Below are 17,610 nucleotides of genomic sequence, written 5' to 3' on the forward strand. Positions count from 1 at the left end.
ATATTCAAAGAGCGCTGCTGAGCGCAGGAAATTTCGGCAAGTTTTTGATTTTAATAGATGGGATTAGCAGTTGGCCTAAAGCCTGCTTATAGAAAACTAGCGGGCGTGCCATAAGGCTGCACCCGCTTGTATATGCCGAGCTTTGCCGATGCCATTACACGCATCGGCTTTTTTCTGGGCAAACGAAAAGCTATTTGGTCAGCTGTTTCATAGCCGACTCAAGGCCTTCGATGGTCAACGGGAACATATGGTCGTTCACCAATTGCCGGGTAATGCCCAATGACCCACCGTTACCCCAGTAACTCTCAGGCAACGGATTCAGCCAAACCACTTTGTGGAAATGCTCGGTCACACGCTGCATCCAGGTTGCGCCGGCTTCTTCATTCCAGTGCTCTATAGACCCACCCGGATGTGTCACTTCATAGGGCGCCATGGTGGCATCACCCACGAAGATCACTTTGTAATCTGGCGTGTATTTATGAAGAATATCCCAAGTGCTGGTGGTTTCATTCATGCGCCGAATATTGTTCTTCCACACGCTTTCGTAAATGAAGTTGTGAAAGTAAAAATATTCCATGTGCTTGAACTCAAGCCTAGCGGCTGAGAACAACTCCTCACACACTCGGATATGCGGGTCCATGGAACCGCCCACATCGAAGAAGATCAACACCTTCACGGCGTTATGCCGCTCCGGGACCATTTTAAGATCCAGATAACCGGCATTTCGTGCCGTTGACCGAATGGTGTCATCAAGATCAAGCTGATCTGCAGCCCCCTGACGAGCGAACTTGCGCAAACGGCGGAGGGCAACCTTGATATTACGAAGACCCAAAGTAATGCTGTCATCTAGATCTTTGTAATCCCGCTTCTCCCAGACCTTCACTGCCCTTCCGTGACGGCCATCTTTTTGACCGATGCGAAAACCTTCCGGGTTGTAGCCGTTGGCACCAAAAGGCGATGTACCGCCGGTGCCAACCCACTTGTTTCCACCCGCATGGCGCTCTTTCTGCTCTTCCATGCGTTTTTTGAACGTTTCTATCAGTTCTTCGAGGCCACCGAGTGACTCAATCTTGGCCTTTTCTTCTTCGCTCAGGTGTTTCTCGAACTCGGCTCGCAGCCACTCATCCGGAATCAACGCCTCCAACAAATCATCGAGGTTTTCGATACCGTCAAAGTAGGCTTTAAAAGCCCGGTCAAACTTGTCGAAATGCCGCTCATCCTTGACCAGACAGACACGGGCGAGATAATAAAACTCTTCCATATCGGCGAACGCCAGGCGCTGCTGGATAGCTTCCAGCAGGTCCAGAAATTCCCGCAGGCTGGCCGGGACTTTGGCACGGCGGATTTCGAGAAAAAAATCAATCAACATAAAGCGATGCTCTTGCCAGCGATCAGTTGCGGCGACGCGCCATAAACGCCAGTCTCTGCAGCAAATGCACGTCTTGCTCGTTCTTCACCAGCGCACCGTATAGCGGTGGCAGCGCAGAACTGCTGTCTTTTTCCTGCAGCGCTTTGACAGACAGCTCATCGGCCATCAGCAGTTTTAACCAGTCAATGAGCTCAGAGGTAGACGGCTTTTTCTTCAGGCCCGGCACCTTCCGTACATCAAAAAACACTTCCAAGGCATCCCGCACAACTTGCTGCTGCAAACCCGGGAAATGAACATCCACGATGTCTTTCATAGTGTCGTGATCCGGGAAGCTGATGTAGTGGAAGAAGCAGCGGCGCAAGAAGGCATCTGGCAGCTCTTTTTCGTTGTTACTGGTGATAACGATAATCGGGCGCTTCTTAGCTTTGACGAACTCCTGGGTTTCGTAAACAAAGAACTCCATGCGATCGAGCTCTAGCAGCAAGTCGTTCGGGAACTCAATGTCGGCCTTGTCGATTTCATCAATCAGCAGGATCACTTGCTCATCAGACTCGAAGGCTTCCCACAGCTTGCCCTTAACGATGTAATTGCGGATGTCTTTAACTTTCTCATCACCCAGCTGAGAGTCCCGAAGGCGAGATACCGCATCGTACTCATACAAGCCTTGCTGGGCCTTGGTGGTCGATTTGATGTGCCAAGGAATGAGCTTCATTCCAAGAGAGGCAGCCATTTCTTCCGCCAACAATGTTTTGCCGGTGCCGGGCTCGCCTTTGATCAGCAACGGGCGCTGAAGCGCGATGGCTGCGTTAACCGCCATCTGCAGGTCGTCGGTGGCTACGTATTTTTCGGTACCGGTAAATTTCATGTGTCTAGTTCCTGTTAGTTACTTTAAAACTTAATCTTTTTTAGCGTTGTCTTCGGGCAGATCGTCGAATTCCGACAGATCGAAATCTTCTAAACCAAATTCTTCCAGCTCATCCTCGGATGACGCAAGCTCAGACTCGATGGTTTCAGTTACTTCAGGGATCTCATCTTCCGATACAAGCTCAGGCTCGGGCACCAACTCAGGAATCTCTTCAGGCTCTGGTTCTGGAACCGTTTCTTCAAGAACCGGCAGCGTTTCCTCCGGCTCTTTGCGTTCTCGTTTTAGGCGCAAACCAAACAATACGAAACCAACAATGATAACGATAAGTGCCGCAATTGCACCCAACAGCCAAACCGGGATGCCCCATAAGGTGCCTTTCTCGGGCTCGTTAATGGGCTTATCTAAACTCTCCGACGCTTTCTTCTCAACCGGTTCTCGCAGCGGTTCACTGACGACCACGGCATCATTCTTTGAAGCCGGATCTAGGGCCGATTCCGACTCCTGAATCAGCTCTGGCTTGGAGTTTCTGACATTATTGGGAGCAGGCGTATCGGAGGTCTCGACACTGTCGAGCGGCAGGGCTTCCACTGCCTCACTCAGATCAGGAACCAAAGGTTCCGAGACCACCGCCACCGGCATTTCTTCACCCGGGACCACAAAAATGGTTTCAGCACTGAACTTACGCGCAAAGGTTCCACCATCGGCGATCACTTCAATTCGGTAGACACCCGCTTTCGACAATTGTTTCAGGGTTTCACGGTAGACGCCATCTTCCGGTGGCCGTCCGGCGGACAGCACTTTGGTGCCCTTTCGTCCTTCAGCGGCGCCGAGGGAAAGAGTCACCTCCATCACCTCCAGAAAGTTCGGATCTTTGAGCGGGTCGGTGCCTTCGTAAAAGGCAACCTCAATCTCCAACGACTCTTCAGCACTAAACTGTGACGGGATCGGACTGACTGCCATAGCGAGATTACTCACCACAGTGACACGGCTCCCCTGACCCAGCTCTCCGTCAATTTTCCACTCACCCGCTTGAGGGTCGGTTACTGTAATCAAGTCGTATCCTGGTTCAGCCAACCAGCGAACACCATCCGGTGTTTCTGAAGCGGTGAACAGCGCTCCACCCGGATGAGCCAACTGAAGTTTGCGCTGCTCCGAAGACGGGCCGCCGGTAAAGATCAGCGCAGTAAATTCCTCCACCCCCTTATCAACCAAAAAGCGGTTTCCCTCTATAGGAAGCTGCGCTTGGGGGGCTACTGCGTTCAAGGCCTCAGCAAACGCGAGATTCAAGGCTTCTGCGGAACGGGCCAATCTGAAGGTGCCCCCGGTTTCATCCGCCAAGGTACGGAGAAACGAGACGTCCGCAAATTCCGATAGCCCCACCGTGTGTACCGTTAATCCCTTCGACTTCAAAGCGGGCAACAGGGATTCGAGAATACGGACTTCCTCAGCCCGACTGGCCGCCTCGCCGTCTGGAATATCTACTTTACCGTCACTCAGCAGAATCAGATGCGTGTGTTCTAGCGTGCCACCGGACAACCAGTCATTACTGGCTTTCTCAATCGCCAGCCCCAGATTCGTGTGCAACGCGACGGAATTGATTTGCTCTGAGCGGTCAACGGCTTTATTGCGCCAAGCTTCACTAACAGCGTCGTGTGGTACCAGCATGTTGACGTACTGACCGAAGGTCCAGACACCGGCTTCCGAACCATCAGGAAGCAGGCCCGCTAAAAGTCTGACGGCAGGACGACGAAGGTTGTCCGGATCGGTTTCTTTCATCGATCCGGAAATATCGACGACGACTCGAACATCGATAGGCGGTGAACCTGCGGCTGTTTCAGCTGCGGATACCTGCCATGGCATCGAAACAAGAAAAACTGCTAAAAACAGCCAGGTTATACGGTTGATTATCACGGTCGCCCACCAATTATTATTCGGATAGTTGCTATGGGTTATTTACTTACTAATCGGTACCGGACAAGATCGAGCATCCAGACCAACAACATAACTACAGCCGCCAATCCAAAGTTAAACAAAGCAACGCCCGCAGCATCGATATCACCTAGAATCAGCTCATAACCGGCATAGAGCCAAGCGGGGATCCACCACCCTGCAAGGTCAGGAGATTCAACCGGCGTGAGCACCAGCACCGTCAAGGCCGCAAGCAAGAGTGTGCGGAAACCATAGAAAGGTAAAAAACGAAACAGTGCCTTCATCATGAAAAACAGCACGATGAAAGCGACGGCGTAAGCGCCCCAGAAAATGGCATAAGCCAAAGAAGCATCTGCATCAATCATTAGAGAACCCAGTGAATAATATGTTCTTCCCAATCCTCTTCCGGCACATCGCCTTCTGAGGTTACTCTGCCCTGAATGGATAGCCCCGCCTTGCGCACGGAATCGGGATCGCCAGAACGTAACGGATGCCAATCCGCTAGAGGCCGACCTTCGGCCAGCGTACGATACGCGCAGGTATAGGGTAGCCAAGCATAATTCGAGATGGTGTCAGGCGTTAGCACGGTGCATTCCGGAACCACATCCGACCTCTGAGAATAGACCGTGCACTGGCCGTTTTCGATGTTCATGCATCGACACACCAAGTCAGTATGGTAAACGTCGCCGGTCTCCTCGTCTTCGAGCTTCTGGAGGCAGCATTGGCCACAGCCATCGCACAAAGATTCCCACTCTGACGGGGTCATTTCATCAAGGCGCTTACGCTGCCAGAACGGAATCTGGGCGCTCATTTTTTATGCTGCTCTACCTTGCGTTTGAAATCGACAATATAGGTATCCTGCTCTTCGGGCATCTGCAGGAAGAACCCCTTCTCTTCCAGAGCACCCAGCACTTCCTTCCCCGTTGTTCTGGCCAACTGCTTTTCCGGTGTTAACAGCAGATCCATGGCATGGGCAGGCTGACCAAAAATCGAGCGAAGCGCTTCGGGAAGCTCTTGCCAGTCCTGGCCTCGGCGAACATAAATGTAAGTGTCCGTTTTTTTGGTGCTGCGATACACCGATACAAATTCACGGTTGGTCATTGCTTTACAAATTCCTCAATGTCGCTGACGACGGGCTCTAACAGTGTTGCGCGCCAGCCTTCAAAAAAAACCTGCCCCTGCAAAGACCGGTCTTGAATCACTTTTTCAATACGCTTTCTTGGGGCAAGTATTTCTATCGGAATATCATGTTCTTCTGCGATTTTCCTAAAACACTTTTTAACCTGCTTATAGAGCGCCTGCTGATCTCGTGTGAGCGGTCTTTGAATGGTTTCAAAGGCTGAAGTGTCGGCTTCTTTGCCTGCACGAACCAGTTCCAACAAATGTTCGCCGTAGCGTTTAACGATCCCACCCGGAAGACCCTGTATATCGTTCAGCTCTCCGAGCGAACTTGGACAGCGCTCCGCGATGGCAATCAACAAAGCATCGCTCAAAACGCGGTTTCTGGGGCGATCCACCTTATGGCATTCCTGCTCACGCCACGCGGCCAAGCGTTGAAGCACGGCTTGCTGGGCAAGCGTCAAAGTCCAGCCACCCCGAAGCTTCAGATAATGCCGATCAACATCCTCCGGCGCTGCGGCTTCGTCCGCAAACCGGCCCGACTCTTCGGCCAAGGCGTGCTCTAAATTACGCTCTTTCAACTTGGCGACCACCCAGTTCGCTAGCGGCTCCAAATATCGGATGTCATCCACAGCATAACGTTCTTGCTCAGGCGACAACGGTCGTGACAACCAATCAGAACGGGTTACCGACTTATCCAGCGTTTCGCCGAACAGAGATTCCACCAATCGTGCATAGCCTACCGAAAAACCGGCTCCGGCCAGGGCTGCACCAATTTGCAGATCTTGAAGTCCCGCTGGGGCGATTTGAAGCCAGTGCCGGAACAGTTCGAGATCCTCGCTCATGGCATAGAGCAACTTCGGACGTTCGCTATCCGTCAGCATCTGTCGAAAATACGTTGAGGCGTCCGCTACGTGAGGCTCAACCAGCCAGAAATCACCTGCACCGCCCAACTGAACCAGTCCGGGTATGGGATGAAACGTGGAAACGCGTTCAAATTCGGTATCTAGCGCGACCGGACAGCCGGCAGGAAGACTGGTCAGCCACTGATCAAGCTGCTCCGGTGTTGCCAGCCAGCGAATTGTTTCCGGCGCTGGGGGAACCGGTATGGCCGTATGGCTTAAAGTCATAAAATAACCTGGAACTATTCAGAAAGGGGTTTACGGCCCCGGAAGGCATGCGTGAGGGTAAAGCCATCGACATAACCCAGCTCGCCACCCACCGGTATACCGTGCGCGAGCCGGGTGATCAGAATGTCTTGTCCATCAAGGCGGTCGGCAATGTAATGGGCCGTGGCCTCGCCTTCAACGGTAGGGTTAGTGGCCAAGATCAGCTCCGTTACACCCTCTTCGCGGATCCTGCGTAATAGGCGCTCAATGCCGATTTCCTCGGGGCCAACGCCGTCAATAGGTGACAAATGGCCCATGAGTACAAAATAACTGCTGCGATAATCGCCGGCCTGTTCTATCGCCAGCAAGTCCGACGGACTTTCGACCACACACAGGGTTCCCGTGCGGCGCTCAGGCTTTGCGCAAAGCTGGCAGATCTCAGTGTCCGAAAAATTCTGACAACTGCTGCACCGACGCACATTATCCATTGCCTGATGCAAGGCACCGGCCAAACGAACACCACCAGAGCGGCCTCGCTCCAGCAGATGAAAAGCCATACGCTGCGCAGTTTTCTGGCCTACCCCAGGCAAACAACGAAGGGACTCGACCAATTCATCAACCATGGGGCTGAATGCCATGAATACTCCTCAAACAACAACTAGGCCGCGAACGCTTAGAACGGCATTTTGAATCCGGGTGGCATACCCATTCCAGACATCAGTCCGGACATTTTGTCTTTCTGGTTCGCTTCAACCCGGCGCACGGCGTCATTGACCGCCGCAGCTAATAGATCTTCCAGAATTTCCTTGTCCTCCGACAACAAGGAGGAGTCAATATCTACTTTGCGCACATCGTGACGACCATTCATGGTGACTTTTACCATGCCAGCGCCGGATTCGCCGGTCACTTCCGCTTTGGCGGCTTCTTCCTGGGCCTTTTGCATCTGCTCTTGCATCTGCTGGGCCTTTTTCATCAGATCGCCCATATTATTCATCATGCGATTATCTCCTACCTGTCTCTATCGGGCGGATGCTTTCTTCGACAACTCGCCCTTCAAACCGTTCAACAATATTCTGTACCAGCGGGTCTGTCCGAATCGACTCCACGGCCGCCTTCAGACGTGCTACCCGCTGGCGCTCTTCAAAGGCAGCCGGTGTATGCAACCCTGGCTCGCCCTCTTCTATTTTTAACTGTGTGGCGTCGCCAAAGCGCAATCTCAAGGCTGCAAGAATTTTTTCTTCGTGCCGTTCGTTCAAAAGCCGGGCATGACCTTCTTCCAGCGTTAGCACGACAGTATCGCCATCACGCTTCATGGCACTGTAACTGGCCAGGTTCCCCGGCATACCGGTAATGTCCAGTGTCCGGTAGTCACGCTCCCAGACGAAGCCGTCTTCACTGACCGGAGCCTCCAGCTCAACCACCGGAGCAGGATTCGAAAGCTCAGGCTCTGGCCGCTGCACGGCTTCAACCTGCGCCTCTTCGGGCATGGGCTCAGGCTCGTCGGCCGCTACGATCGGCTCTTCTACAGAAGCGGGCTGGGGTTCCTCAAGCGCCGTTGAGAAAGCCGGTTCATTCGGCTCCGGGTCCCACGGCGGCGCATCATCCATTACCGGAGGTGGGCCCTGATCTACAACTGGCTCAGGTTGCGGAGCTGGCTGCTGTGCAGGTGCAGGCTCCGCTGCCGTAACCGGCTGTAGTTCAGGTTGAGGTGCTTCCGGAACAGCAGGCTGTGCTCGGGCAGGTTCAGGTTCGGGATCTGCGCGCCCTGCACTTTCATTTCCACCCGAGGATACCGCCGGCGGCGCTCGACGATCAGCACCCGGGCGGAACGCCAGCATGCGCAGCAGGGTCATTTCAAAGCCCATCCGCGCATCCGGCGTAATCGCAAGATCTTTTCGACCCATCAACGCGGTTTGATAAAACAGCTGGGCATCTTCAGCGCTGAGCTTGCGCGCCAGCGCCTGAGCTTGTGCGGCATCACCCATGGCGTTATCGGCGCTGCCCGGCACCACCTGCTCCATCGTGACCCGATGGAACAAAGACAACAGATCAGCCAGAATAACATCGTAATCCGGCGCAAAGTCTGAGATACGATTGATTTCCGCCAGCAACCCCGGACCATCTCGCTCCACCAACGCATCGACAATGCGTTCGATATCTTGCTGATCAATGGTTCCCAGCATGGTGCTGACATCACTGGCCGCCAGCTTCTGGTTACCGAACGCTATTGCCTGATCGGTCAGACTCAACGCGTCCCGCATACTGCCATCCGCAGCGCGGGCTAATAGCCACAAAGCCGGATCTTCGAAGGGTATTTGCTCTTCCGCCAACACCTTCTGCAGGTGCCCCACAATGTGCTCGGGAGTCATTCGCTTGAGATTGAACTGCAAGCAGCGAGACAACACGGTGACCGGCAATTTCTGGGGATCGGTCGTCGCCAGCAGGAATTTTACATGTTCAGGGGGTTCTTCCAGCGTTTTCAGAAAGGCGTTAAACGACTGGTTGGTGAGCATGTGAACCTCGTCGATGAGGTACACTTTATAGCGGCCACGAGTTGGCGAGTACTGAACGTTATCGGTCAGCTCGCGCATATCATCAACCCCGGTGCGGGACGCTGCGTCAATCTCGATGAGATCAACAAACCGACCATCCAGAATTTCTTTGCAACTGCCGCATTCGCCGCAAGGATTGGCCGTAATACCCGTCTCACAATTCAAGCAACGGGCCAGCAAACGACCAATGGTGGTTTTACCAACACCACGGGTGCCAGTAAACAGATAGGCATGATGAAGCCGCTGGTGCTCCAATGCGTGTACAAGTGCCTGTAGCACATGCTCTTGCCCCACCATGTCCTCGAAAGTACGGGGGCGCCATTTTCGGGCTAAAACCTGGTAGCTCATGATCCGCCAACTGCTCTGAAATCAGGGCTTAACAATACCATGGACCCGTTGCCAGAAGAAGGACGATTGGTCTAGCCAGCACTTTCAGCCATCTTGTCCAGAGCACGAATACGACGCAACTCATGCCCTTCAAACATGGACTCCCTCAATAACCGAAGGGCCTCACTTCGATCCTGTGGCGCCAAGCCCTCACTCTGCATCACCGCTTGCTTACGCCGCCGGTAGTCCGAAAGCCGCTTTTGCCATTGCCGCCGCTCTCTATCCACCTCTTCAAGCCTGGCGGTTGCTTCAGCGCCATACTGCTCCAACCTCAAAGCACGTACCTCGGTTTCACTTGCACCTGATTCTCGCAATTCCTGTACACGCTGAACGGTGCTGACAACCGCCATTGAAGTTTCTTTTGTCTTCCGAACGTGCTCAGGGAGATTCTGATCAATCTGCGCCAGCGCCCTACTTTTTTCGGCCTCGCTCAAACTGTCATCCGCCATCACACGCTGACGATCGAGCGCCAAACGTAAGCGACGTTCCTCCACGCCGTAGAAGCCCTCAGCCACATCAGACCCCAGATACTCCCGGCGCATACGATAAACGACACCAAACGCCTCAAAAATATCGACCGAAGGCGTGCCAGCATGAAGTTCCATCTGCTCGGAAGCTTCCCGATAGGCAAGATACCGGTCGAGAATATCAATCACCTCTTGCTGCACCGATTCTGGAACTCCTTCTGCGCTCATGACCGCTTGCATCCGCCGCTTCATTGCAAGCTCATATTGCCGATCAGGAGCAAGTCCGATGAAAAAATCGAGAAAGCGCCGGAGCTGCCGATCAATCACCAAGTTTCCGTTCATGTCGACACGAACTGCGCCATCAATTTCAATATCGGCGACATGCTCGTCTCTGGGTAAGGCGGGGAGTTCTTGCTTGAGATTAGAAGGCGCTATAACGGATGCAGCACCTTCACTGTGCTGGGCATAACTGGTTGTAAACGAATTCTGGTTAACCGATGTCGTACGTGCTACCCCACTGGATTCGCCATCAGCATATCCATAAAAGAGTCCAGTACACGCAACAATAACGAGCAATACACCAAAGCAAACTACGATGTAACGCCTACTCATGAATCACCTCTACCGCGGGCCAGAGCGGCCCGCGTATTTATGAACACTCAATCAGAGACCGAGATTCTTAAGGCGATTCGCCTGCTGCCGATACAACTGAACCGGGTCGGCAGCGTTGCGCCCTACCAGACCGAACAACTGGTTCACTTGATCAAGATGGTTATGGGCGTAATCAACCCCCAACACCTTACCAAGCTTCATGCTGCAGGCAGGCACCAAACCATCCGTCGGCTCATCAAACGCCGGCTTCAGCGTCAACAACAGTGCGTCACTGGCGTCCAAGACGTTAGTCCAGACTTTGTTTCCACCCCAAGAGTAATAGCGTACGCCGTTAACAACCTCTTCACCGTCGTTTCCGCAGTACGTTGAAGGCAGGCCGGCCGGGAACTGCGCGTTAAACGCAAGCGAACCGTCGGTACTGAGGGAGGCAATCGCCGCACCCGTATCCTGAGGGAGACCACCGCCACCGGAGAAGGTATCAATCAAGCCAAAGAAAAAGTTACCAAGACCGTCCAGCGCACCATTATTCGCTAAATCTGCCACCGGCGTGCCCCAGTTAACGCCGCCGACACTGGAAACAGAAGCCACAAGGTCAGGCCGAACACCGGCAACGTAGCGGATTGTAGGGCCACCATGACTGTGACCAATCAGGTGCACCTTTTCTGCGCCCGTCACCGCCATATACTCTTCAATCTGCGTCAGCAACTGCTCCCCTCGAACCTCGGTGGAATTCGCTGCAGAGACTTGCGGTACAAACACCTCGGCCCCACTTTCGGTCAGCGCCTCAGGGATGCCATTAAAGTATTCAACAAAACCCAACAGCTTGTTGAAACCGGACAGCCCGTGCACCAACACAATCGGATGCTCGGTTTGTGTATAGGTATCTGCGCTTTTCCCGAATAACCAATCGAACCAGCCAGCAGAAGCAGATTGAGAAGACAAACCAATAGCGAGAGCACCAGCCACAACAGCCAGCTTTTTACTTGAGCGTTTCATATCGTTACCTATTTTTGTTTTAGTTCAGCATGCAACATATCGAGCAAAGCCAACATAACGCACAAACGCGCTTAAATTAGCGAACATCGTCACAACAATTGAACAGAAAGGCAGGTAACGGAAGGCTATAGGGGCTAGCCGCGAAAAGAAGAAAACAAGGAAGGAAATGGGGGTGACCCCATCAGCAATTCTCCGGCACACAATTCCACCGCTTCGGCTGCTCCCTTCCGGGCCTGACCGGGTTCACGGTTTCATGTTGCGGAGGCACCAATGGGGCCACCATAACGGCGTTCCAGGACATTTCCCTGAAAGCGGCGCGAATAGTATCAGAGAGTTACGGGGACTACAACGCCCTAAAGCGGCAAAGGCACTTCGTCTTGGCGAAACCAACATGCAATGCTGTATCGGGTACGTCTTGCAGGCAGTACTTCATGAGGCACAGTTTCACTCAAGAAGAAGGCAGCTCGCCCGGTTTCCGGCCTCAGCAGACCTACTGGCGACTCTTGATCAACAGGGTCGAATATCCGCAATTCCCCCCCATCTTCAAGCCCCCAGTCGTCGTTCAGATAGAGCACCAGACTGATCATCCGAGAGGCCCTACCCTGAAAACTGTCCACGTGACGCTTATAAAAATCACCCGGCTGATACGTGGCATAGTGAGCCTCGTAACGCTTCAACCCCAAAAACAAACGGCGATTCAAACCCTCGCGAATTCGATCAAAAAAACGAAACAACTCTGACTGCGGCGCACTTACGCCATCCATCCAGACAATCTTGTCGCGCCTTACACTTCGATCTTTCAGCAAATCAGCGCCACGACCTATCCCCGCTCGCGTCATCGCTTCCGTTTTATCGAGTATTTCAACCTCACGCTTTAATGCACCCAGCAAACCCTCGGGCAAACGCGAAGAAAGATCAAACTCTACCCATGTTGCACCCGCCAACCCATCGGCCAACTCGTCAAGCCAAGCCTCATCCACCAAGCTCTCGACACACGGGGCCTCGCCAACGCTAGTCGGATTATCGCCGGCCAACCGATCCATAACCTCACCACCTCGCTCCAGACGGGGTTCGATCAGCGGCACCACAACACCAGCAGTCTTCTCTGAGTCCATTAACAGCGCTCCAACAATTTGAGATATTGTATGGCTAAAGTCGCCGAATTGGCGCATTTATTTTAACCTGCTAGTACGCAAATGCACCTAACGAAGCGGTCGCCCAAAATGTCAGAACGCATTGACAAACCTTCTACCACTTTGCCCCCAGGGCAATGGTCGTTTACTCGCTGGAAGACCATCGGCCAACTGGAAGCGTTGGAAGTGCAGCACCCCCTCTTCGAAGCGGCCCTCACCCTTCAAGGTGCGCACCTCGTGCATTTCTCTCAAACCAACGAATCAAACTGGCTATGGCTGAGCGATCTCGCACGCTTTCAACCCGGGCGCGCCATCAGAGGCGGTATTCCGGTATGCTGGCCCTGGTTTGGCGACCCGTCTCGCAATCCACCTGCCATCCGCGCCAACATTAAAACGCCGTCAGCGCACGGGTTCGCTCGCACAGCGCTGTGGCAACTGGAAGACGTTAACGAAAGCGCCCATGAGGTGGAAATTAGCCTGTCCTTAAACACCAGCGATGATTTTTCCGAGCTTTGGCAAGGCCACGCCTTAGCGCTCATCACGTTCAACTTTTCGCTTCGCGGCTGCCAGATCGCACTCACCACAACCAATCTTTCAAAAACTCCGATGGCCTTAAGTCAGGCTTTACATACTTACCTCCCCACGCCTGACATTGCAGGCACGCGACTTCTGGGGCTTGGTAACAGCCAGTACATCGACACTCTGAAAGACTGGAGCTACGCCACTCAGGACGGCCCAGTCTATTTCGAGGGAGAAACTGACCGCATCTATGAGTCCGGCGACAGGCTGGTGGCAACCACCCCCGAGCGAAGAACCAAATTGACCGGCTTCGGCAGCGACTCAACTGTCGTGTGGAACCCAGGCCCGGAGAAATCCAAACGACTCTCTGACTTCCCTGACACTGGCTGGCAAAACATGCTCTGTGTCGAAACGGCCAATGCAGCAGGCGACTATCGCGTATTAAATACCGGCCAGAGCCACACACTGGGCGTATTGATTGAGCGGGGATAATTCATCACATTAACAACCGCTAGCATGCACCGGGAACAACACAGGGAGCAGGTATGGGCCTGGCGTCATTTATCAGATCAAAACTGATTTCAACCGAATCAGACAACCAAATTGATCGCATCGAAAAGCCAATCGGAACCTTGGGCTATGACCCTTGGGGCTTCAACAGCGACGTGGTTAAATTAGGGATGGGCATCACCCGCCACGTTTATGAGAAATATTTCCGGGTTGAATCCAGCGGCATAGACAATATCCCGGCTGAAGGCCCCGTCCTCATCATTGCTAACCACTCGGGCCAACTTCCCCTTGATGGCATTCTCATCGGTTATGCGCTGGCCAACCGCAAAGTCAAACCGCGACTGCCTCGCGCCATGATTGAGCGCTTTTTCCCGACAGTTCCATGGCTCGGCAATATGCTGAATGAAGTGGGCGCTGTTCTGGGCGACCCGGTGAATTGCGCCAAGATGCTTGAAAACGATGAAGCCATCATTGTTTTCCCTGAAGGGGTTCGCGGCTCCGGCAAGCTCTATAAAGACCGCTATCAGCTACAGCGTTTCGGTAATGGCTTCATGCATCTGGCGATGAAGTACAACGCCCCCATCGTTCCAGTTGGCGTGGTTGGCTGTGAAGAAACCATTCCCGCGATTGCCAACATCAAACCTCTGGCTAAGGCGCTAGGCGTGCCCTACGCACCGGTTGCCCTGCCATTCATCTTGCCGGCAAAAGTGCACCTTAACTTTGGGGAGCCCATGTACTTCGACAGTACAGAAATCCCCGAAGAACAGGTCTCCGAACGCGTAGAAGCGGTTAAATCCGAGATAAACCGACTCATTGATAAAGGCCTGACCGAGAGAAAAAGGTTGTTCTGATGCCAAAGAAATCCAGACCACAAATTCTTGTAACAGGCGCCGCCGGTGCACTAGCCCAGCAAGTCATTAAACGGTTGAGCGACACCTGCGACTTGGTCGCCGTCGATTTCCGCGAACAAGTCGACTTGGGCGATAAGATTCCCAGTTACTGCATCGACTTCAACAAGCGCGTATTTGAAGATCTGTTCCGCCGGTATCAGTTCGACGGTGTTATTCACTTGGGCCGTGTGCAATCTAGCGAGCTCACCCGCATGCGCCGATACAACGCAAATGTACTGGGTACCCAAAAGCTGCTTGATCTGTCCCAAAAATACGGTATTAAGCGGGTGATCGTGCTGTCCACCTATCACGTATACGGCGCGGTTGCCTACAACCCGGCACTGATCGACGAATCTGCCCCGCTGAAGAGTGCCGGTCTAAGTGCAGACCTGGTCGATTCAGTCGAGCTGGAGAACCTCGCCAATCTGTATTTGTGGCGCTACCCCGAGCTCAACATCACCATCTTACGCGCCTGCAACATCGTCGGGCCCGAAGTCCGCAACACCATGAGCCGGCTACTGAGCAGCAAAATGGCACCGGTTCTGGCCGGTTTCTCACCTATGATGCAGTTCATACATATCGACGATATGGCCGACGCCATCACTCTAACTTGGCAAAAATCCACCAAAGGCGTATTCAACGTAGCGCCCCACGATTGGGTTGCCTACCAACAGGCATTGAAACTCTGTGGCTGCACCCGCATTCCCATCGTGTCGATTCCCCCAGTTCTACCGAAAACCATTGCCAAGATTCTGCGGCTTCGCAGCTTCCCGCATTATCTTCTGGCCTTCTTTAAGTACCCCGTTGTGATTGATGGTCGGAATTTTTCCAAGGAGTTCAATTTCACGCCCAAGCGATCGCTAACGGAAATATTCGATTATTACCGGGATCACAAATAACAGTGTGACGGAAGCGGCTAAATCGACTATTAAAACAGGCGCAAAAGGAGGTTCGCAGCTACTCTGTAGAGGTTAGTGACAGTTCCGCGGTTTAAGGAAAGGCCGAATGTTCAGTGACCTCAGCGTAATCAGCTACGGTGCATCTGCGATTGTGTTTGCTGTGCTGTCGACTCTGGTAGCAACGCGCTACCTGCGGCGTGAGCTTGATCGCGCGCTGTTTTTTGCGGCCTTCGTCACAACCCTTTGGGCCTCGGCCTTGGTGTCTCAGAGCCTGTGGGGGGAGCCCGGATTCTTCATCCGTTACCTTCTTGAATTGCTCCGAGATACCGCTTGGCTGCTACTGCTTTTCGCCCTACTCCGCGACACCTTTCGGCAAGCTAAATTTACCGGCCAACTCCGTAAAACGCTCGGCGTCGCAACCACTGTACTGATCGTCACCCTACTCTCGCTCGGCACTTTAGAGTTTGCGTTCGACGCCGATTTAGTCAGCGGAAAAACCAAACTGATCGGACAAATTGCACTTTCCTTGCTTGGCTTGTCACTGATCGAACAGATCTGGAGAAACTCTCCTGCCTTAGGCCGCTCCAGCGTGAAATATCTCTGTATCGGTACAGCCACCATTTTCGCGTACGACTTCATCATGTACGCGGATGCCCTTCTTTTCGGACAGATTGCCGATTCGTTTTGGAATGCGCGCGGGTTTATTAATGCGGCCCTCGTACCCTTATTTGCGGTCAACATCATCAATTCCCGCAAACAACCCGTGGACTTTCAGCTTTCACGTGCTGCGGTGTTTCATGCCGGCGCGCTTCTGATGGGCGGCGGGTACCTGTTATTGCTAGCCGTTGGCGGCTATTACGTTCGCAGCCTTGGCGGTGAATGGGGCGATGCCCTCCAGGTATTATTCATCACCATTGCTCTCTCCTTCCTCGTTACGCTGGTGATGTCCCGACGGATACGCGCTCGCATTATGGTGTTCATCAGCCAGAACTTTTTCGACTACAAATACGACTATCGAGAAGAATGGCTAAGGATGACCCAAGAACTGGCAGACTTGAGTGATGACCCACCTCTCCCTGAACGTGTGATCCGAATACTGGCAGATTTGGTTGAAAGTAATGCTGGCGCAATTTGGCTAAGGTCCGACCAAAACAACTATGAGCTTAAAGCCAGCGTGAATATTTCAACCCCCAAACACACCTCCATCGATGGCGACTCAGATCTTGTTCGGCTATTCCAATCCAAAGAATGGGTGATCGACTTAATGGAATATCGTGAAGACCCTTTGAGTTACGATTTGATCGAGTTACCTGAGCCCATCTCCAACACACCGGATGCCTGGCTAGTAGTCCCATTGTTTCTCGACAATGAACTGTATGGCATTGCCATGGTTGGCAGACCCTACGCCAAATTGGTTTTAAACTGGGAAAACTTTGATCTGATCAAGGTGGTGGCGCGCCAAACCTGCAACTTGCTAGCACAAGCCGACGCCCAAAATCGTCTGTCTCGGGCCATGCAATTTGAGGCTGTTAGCAAAGCCTCAGCTTTTATGGTGCACGACCTCAAAACCCTCATTGCACAGCTTTCATTGCTGGTTAAGAACGCACCTAAGCATCGCGGTAACCCGGCCTTTATTGACGATATGATTTCGACCACAGACCACGCGGTTCGAAAAATGTCGAATCTGGTAGATCACATACGGAAACCCACGGCACCGAACAATGAACACCGGCGGGACGTCGACCTGACCGAAGTGGTACGTGAGCTTATCGACACCAACAGCAGCCGCACGCCCGCCCCCAGATTACTAGGTAACCCGCCAGACATTTTGGTTTGTGCAGAACAAGAGCAGCTCAGAAGCGTACTTGGTCACCTGATACGGAATGCTCAGGATGCCACGCCCCCCGACGGTGAGATCAGCCTGAACCTGAAAACCGCCAAAGGCAGCGTAGTACTGTTTATCCAAGACACCGGAACAGGCATGACTGACGAATTCATTCGCACGAAGCTGTTCAAGCCTTTTGAGAGCACCAAGGGCCTGACAGGCATGGGCATAGGCGTATACCAAGCCCGGGAATACATTCAGGAACTCGGTGGAAATATTGCCGTAACCAGCGAGCCTGGCGTGGGCTCCTGCTTTACCGTGCGCATCCCGCTCTCTAGCTTATCCAATAAAAATTCGAATAACCCTGAAATAACGTCAGCACTCACCGCCAAAACCGTCAATTAATCGACACCTTGAGGAAATTTTATT

At 53.1% G+C, this 17,610-nt stretch carries 17 protein-coding genes and 1 other RNA gene; 4 read left to right on the top strand and 14 right to left on the bottom strand.

Features of this window, described 5'->3' with window-relative positions:
* Positions 1–190: 190 nt before the first annotated feature.
* From ACNQ6O_RS07765 to ACNQ6O_RS07830, 14 genes are all read right to left on the bottom strand, one after another.
* Positions 191–1,369 (bottom strand): vWA domain-containing protein, encoded by a 1,179-nt coding sequence (locus ACNQ6O_RS07765; protein ID WP_418052669.1) that lies wholly within the window; start codon positions 1,367–1,369, stop codon positions 191–193.
* 22 nt (positions 1,370–1,391) lie between these two features.
* Complete coding sequence (locus tag ACNQ6O_RS07770; protein ID WP_418052670.1) at positions 1,392–2,234, bottom strand: AAA family ATPase; 843 nt, start codon at positions 2,232–2,234, stop codon at positions 1,392–1,394.
* 30 nt (positions 2,235–2,264) lie between these two features.
* Positions 2,265–4,094: a vWA domain-containing protein gene (locus ACNQ6O_RS07775; protein WP_418052671.1), complete on the bottom strand. Its 1,830-nt coding sequence runs from the start codon at positions 4,092–4,094 to the stop codon at positions 2,265–2,267.
* 89 nt (positions 4,095–4,183) lie between these two features.
* On the bottom strand, positions 4,184–4,528 hold the full coding sequence (locus ACNQ6O_RS07780) for a hypothetical protein (protein WP_418052672.1): 345 nt from the start codon (positions 4,526–4,528) through the stop codon (positions 4,184–4,186).
* Entirely contained in the window at positions 4,528–4,974 is a 447-nt protein-coding gene (locus tag ACNQ6O_RS07785) for a YcgN family cysteine cluster protein (protein WP_418052673.1), read from the bottom strand. Before ACNQ6O_RS07785 ends, ACNQ6O_RS07780 begins: the two co-directional genes overlap by 1 nt.
* The gene (locus ACNQ6O_RS07790) at positions 4,971–5,264 is read right to left on the bottom strand and encodes a YcgL domain-containing protein (RefSeq protein ID WP_418052674.1); all 294 of its coding nucleotides are present in this window, start codon (positions 5,262–5,264) and stop codon (positions 4,971–4,973) included. The genes ACNQ6O_RS07785 and ACNQ6O_RS07790 overlap by 4 nt, the downstream gene beginning before the upstream one ends.
* Positions 5,261–6,412, bottom strand: a complete 1,152-nt coding sequence (locus ACNQ6O_RS07795) for a ribonuclease D (protein WP_418052675.1) — start codon at positions 6,410–6,412, stop codon at positions 5,261–5,263. The genes ACNQ6O_RS07790 and ACNQ6O_RS07795 overlap by 4 nt, the downstream gene beginning before the upstream one ends.
* A 14-nt stretch (positions 6,413–6,426) precedes the next feature.
* The gene (recR, locus tag ACNQ6O_RS07800) at positions 6,427–7,029 is read right to left on the bottom strand and encodes a recombination mediator RecR (protein ID WP_418052676.1); all 603 of its coding nucleotides are present in this window, start codon (positions 7,027–7,029) and stop codon (positions 6,427–6,429) included.
* A 35-nt stretch (positions 7,030–7,064) separates the two neighbouring features.
* Complete coding sequence (locus tag ACNQ6O_RS07805) at positions 7,065–7,388, bottom strand: YbaB/EbfC family nucleoid-associated protein (protein WP_418052677.1); 324 nt, start codon at positions 7,386–7,388, stop codon at positions 7,065–7,067.
* 4 nt (positions 7,389–7,392) lie between these two features.
* On the bottom strand, positions 7,393–9,291 hold the full coding sequence (gene dnaX, locus ACNQ6O_RS07810; RefSeq protein ID WP_418052678.1) for a DNA polymerase III subunit gamma/tau: 1,899 nt from the start codon (positions 9,289–9,291) through the stop codon (positions 7,393–7,395).
* Between the two features lie 71 nt (positions 9,292–9,362).
* Entirely contained in the window at positions 9,363–10,409 is a 1,047-nt protein-coding gene (locus tag ACNQ6O_RS07815; protein WP_418052679.1) for a lipase secretion chaperone, read from the bottom strand.
* Between the two features lie 51 nt (positions 10,410–10,460).
* The gene (locus ACNQ6O_RS07820; RefSeq protein WP_418052680.1) at positions 10,461–11,405 is read right to left on the bottom strand and encodes an esterase/lipase family protein; all 945 of its coding nucleotides are present in this window, start codon (positions 11,403–11,405) and stop codon (positions 10,461–10,463) included.
* Between the two features lie 176 nt (positions 11,406–11,581).
* An RNA gene (gene ffs / locus ACNQ6O_RS07825) (signal recognition particle sRNA small type) lies at positions 11,582–11,678 on the bottom strand.
* Positions 11,679–11,758: 80 nt separating this feature from the next.
* Positions 11,759–12,520, bottom strand: a complete 762-nt coding sequence (locus ACNQ6O_RS07830) for a 2OG-Fe(II) oxygenase (RefSeq protein WP_418052681.1) — start codon at positions 12,518–12,520, stop codon at positions 11,759–11,761.
* Positions 12,521–12,628: 108 nt separating this feature from the next.
* Here ACNQ6O_RS07830 and ACNQ6O_RS07835 point away from each other — a divergent pair, with 108 nt between their 5' ends.
* The 4 genes from ACNQ6O_RS07835 (at position 12,629) to prsK (ending at position 17,586) form a co-directional block, all read left to right on the top strand.
* Positions 12,629–13,549, top strand: a complete 921-nt coding sequence (locus ACNQ6O_RS07835; protein ID WP_418052682.1) for a D-hexose-6-phosphate mutarotase — start codon at positions 12,629–12,631, stop codon at positions 13,547–13,549.
* A 53-nt stretch (positions 13,550–13,602) separates the two neighbouring features.
* Positions 13,603–14,418 carry a lysophospholipid acyltransferase family protein gene (locus ACNQ6O_RS07840; RefSeq protein WP_418052683.1) on the top strand — a complete coding sequence of 272 codons (816 nt, stop codon included), beginning with the start codon at positions 13,603–13,605 and terminating at the stop codon, positions 14,416–14,418.
* Positions 14,418–15,356, top strand: coding sequence for an SDR family oxidoreductase (locus tag ACNQ6O_RS07845; RefSeq protein ID WP_418052684.1), 939 nt, complete (start codon positions 14,418–14,420; stop codon positions 15,354–15,356). The genes ACNQ6O_RS07840 and ACNQ6O_RS07845 overlap by 1 nt, the downstream gene beginning before the upstream one ends.
* A 106-nt stretch (positions 15,357–15,462) precedes the next feature.
* Positions 15,463–17,586: an XrtA/PEP-CTERM system histidine kinase PrsK gene (gene prsK / locus ACNQ6O_RS07850; protein WP_418052685.1), complete on the top strand. Its 2,124-nt coding sequence runs from the start codon at positions 15,463–15,465 to the stop codon at positions 17,584–17,586.
* Positions 17,587–17,610 lie beyond the last annotated feature (24 nt).

Origin of the sequence: Marinobacter sp. SBS5 (genome assembly GCF_048285575.1) — a bacterium.
In the GTDB taxonomy this organism is placed as follows: Bacteria; Pseudomonadota; Gammaproteobacteria; order Pseudomonadales; family Oleiphilaceae; genus Marinobacter.

Bases quoted from the DNA above. Each gene is read 5' to 3' on its own strand.
- ACNQ6O_RS07765 (WP_418052669.1), bottom strand. From the start codon at position 1,369: ATGTTGATTGATTTTTTTCTCGAAATCCGCCGTGCCAAAGTCCCGGCC.
- ACNQ6O_RS07770 (WP_418052670.1), bottom strand. From the start codon at position 2,234: ATGAAATTTACCGGTACCGAAAAATACGTAGCCACCGACGACCTGCAG.
- ACNQ6O_RS07775 (WP_418052671.1), bottom strand. From the start codon at position 4,094: ATGCCATGGCAGGTATCCGCAGCTGAAACAGCCGCAGGTTCACCGCCT.
- ACNQ6O_RS07780 (WP_418052672.1), bottom strand. From the start codon at position 4,528: ATGATTGATGCAGATGCTTCTTTGGCTTATGCCATTTTCTGGGGCGCT.
- ACNQ6O_RS07785 (WP_418052673.1), bottom strand. From the start codon at position 4,974: ATGAGCGCCCAGATTCCGTTCTGGCAGCGTAAGCGCCTTGATGAAATG.
- ACNQ6O_RS07790 (WP_418052674.1), bottom strand. From the start codon at position 5,264: ATGACCAACCGTGAATTTGTATCGGTGTATCGCAGCACCAAAAAAACG.
- ACNQ6O_RS07795 (WP_418052675.1), bottom strand. From the start codon at position 6,412: ATGACTTTAAGCCATACGGCCATACCGGTTCCCCCAGCGCCGGAAACA.
- recR (WP_418052676.1), bottom strand. From the start codon at position 7,029: ATGGCATTCAGCCCCATGGTTGATGAATTGGTCGAGTCCCTTCGTTGT.
- ACNQ6O_RS07805 (WP_418052677.1), bottom strand. From the start codon at position 7,388: ATGATGAATAATATGGGCGATCTGATGAAAAAGGCCCAGCAGATGCAA.
- dnaX (WP_418052678.1), bottom strand. From the start codon at position 9,291: ATGAGCTACCAGGTTTTAGCCCGAAAATGGCGCCCCCGTACTTTCGAG.
- ACNQ6O_RS07815 (WP_418052679.1), bottom strand. From the start codon at position 10,409: ATGAGTAGGCGTTACATCGTAGTTTGCTTTGGTGTATTGCTCGTTATT.
- ACNQ6O_RS07820 (WP_418052680.1), bottom strand. From the start codon at position 11,405: ATGAAACGCTCAAGTAAAAAGCTGGCTGTTGTGGCTGGTGCTCTCGCT.
- ACNQ6O_RS07830 (WP_418052681.1), bottom strand. From the start codon at position 12,520: ATGGACTCAGAGAAGACTGCTGGTGTTGTGGTGCCGCTGATCGAACCC.
- ACNQ6O_RS07835 (WP_418052682.1), top strand. From the start codon at position 12,629: ATGTCAGAACGCATTGACAAACCTTCTACCACTTTGCCCCCAGGGCAA.
- ACNQ6O_RS07840 (WP_418052683.1), top strand. From the start codon at position 13,603: ATGGGCCTGGCGTCATTTATCAGATCAAAACTGATTTCAACCGAATCA.
- ACNQ6O_RS07845 (WP_418052684.1), top strand. From the start codon at position 14,418: ATGCCAAAGAAATCCAGACCACAAATTCTTGTAACAGGCGCCGCCGGT.
- prsK (WP_418052685.1), top strand. From the start codon at position 15,463: ATGTTCAGTGACCTCAGCGTAATCAGCTACGGTGCATCTGCGATTGTG.